The 1,659-nt window shown below is 49.2% G+C and carries 2 protein-coding genes; both read right to left on the bottom strand.

Going from position 1 to position 1,659, the window contains the following annotated elements; translation table 11 throughout:
- The coding region (locus R8O70_RS24910) for a biotin/lipoyl-binding protein (RefSeq protein WP_318184430.1) at positions 1 to 302 on the bottom strand (302 nt) is incomplete at its 3' end.
- Positions 299 to 1,659 (bottom strand): efflux RND transporter permease subunit (locus tag R8O70_RS24905; RefSeq protein WP_318184429.1); only part of this gene is annotated, 1,361 nt, incomplete at its 5' end. The genes R8O70_RS24910 and R8O70_RS24905, both read right to left, overlap by 4 nt.

The raw sequence follows: 1,659 nt of genomic DNA, 5'->3' as shown, positions 1-1,659 counted from the left end.
TCCAACACGTCTCCTTGCTTCACCCTATCGCCAACCTTCACCAATACCTCCATCACCGATGCCGTTAACCGTGCCGCGATATCGGCGTGCTGCTCTGCAACGACGACGCCCGGAAACTCTCGAACAACCGGTTCGCTGGTTAACATCAGTTGATGTGTCTCTGCGTTATTTACATCAATCTGGTTGGTTTTCACGTCATGTTCTGTCGGCAATTTTTCTGTAAAAAATCCAGCCATATAGAGAAAAAGAAGCGCGAGTATGGCAAACAGAATCACGCCTAACCATTTGGTATCTAATTTCATTGCTCTTCCTCCATCTGAGGTAATCCATGTCCTTTGGTGTTTTGGTATGCAAGGTTGTAAACCACCGGAACCACAAGCAGCGTAAAGATGGTCGAGGCGGTAATTCCGAATATGATTGCCCAAGCCAAACCGTTAAAAATTGGGTCTAACGTAATCACGACATTACCCAGTAACGTTGTACCCGCGGTCAGTAATATTGGCCGCATACGAACAACACCAGATTCAATCAACGCATCATGTAGGCTACGACCTTCAGCCAGCGATTGCTGAACAAATTCAATCAAAACGAGTGAGTTACGCACCACAATCCCTGCTAGCGCAATCATGCCGATCATCGCGGTCGCCGTGAACAGAGCCGGGTTCGGGTAATTACCGATGTCACTGCTTAACACATTCAAAATCCAGAACCCCGGCATAATCCCAATCACGGTCAGTGGTATCGCCAGCATGATGATGCCCGATACCGCAGGTAAACCTGTTTGAATCAACATCACCACAAATACGCCAAGCAGCGCAGCGCCATAAGCAATGCCTAAATCGCGGAATACGTCCACTGTGATTTTCCATTCCCCCTCACCACTCCAAACCACTTCGATGTTGTCTGGCACGCTCCAAGTGACACCAGCTCCATTGCTCAAGTACGTGCGATCTTGCCAGTGACGATGCACATCTTCCGCGTGAGTTGTATCTTGGTCAGCCATCACATCGGCAATCACTTCACCCGGAACACGCCCAACTACCTCGGCGTAGACATACACAACAGGCTTGAGGTTTTTATGGAAAATCGGTTTGTCCGCTGCACGTTTCACAAAATGACCGACTTCAGACAACTGCACGATAGGCTGAGGAGCATCCACAACAGCCCCATTGGATTCTACTTTTGCAATCCCCGGACGGCCTCGCACATAAAGCTGCTCTAGTTGATTCAGGTTATCTCTGTCTTCGCGTCGGAGCTGCACTTCGATAGGTAGTGGGTCCACTTCTCTTGGATCGGCGATATAACCGAGCACTTTGGCGTTCGCGGCGGTAATAAGCGTGTTATTGATATCAGCAACAGAAACACCAGACAGCGCCGCTTTTTCTTGATCAACGATGAATTGCCACGTTTCTAAATCACCTTGGATGCTGGTATCCACCTCAGAAACCAACTGTTCTTTGCGAAGCCTATCCGCGACTTTCTCTGCTTGGCTCATCAGATCTTCATAAGATGTCGCTTCATCACCGTAAACTTCTGCTGTAATGGTGGCGATAACAGGCGGGCCTGGCGGCACTTCGACTAGCTGCACGTCAGCGTCAAACTTATCTGCAATCTGCTCTAAATCCGCCCTGAGTCGTGTCACCAGTTCGTGTGATTGCA

This window comes from Vibrio sp. 779(2023), assembly GCF_033344285.1.
GTDB classification, from domain to species: Bacteria; Pseudomonadota; Gammaproteobacteria; order Enterobacterales; family Vibrionaceae; genus Vibrio; species Vibrio alginolyticus.
This window is presented reverse-complemented; position numbering and strand designations above follow the sequence as displayed.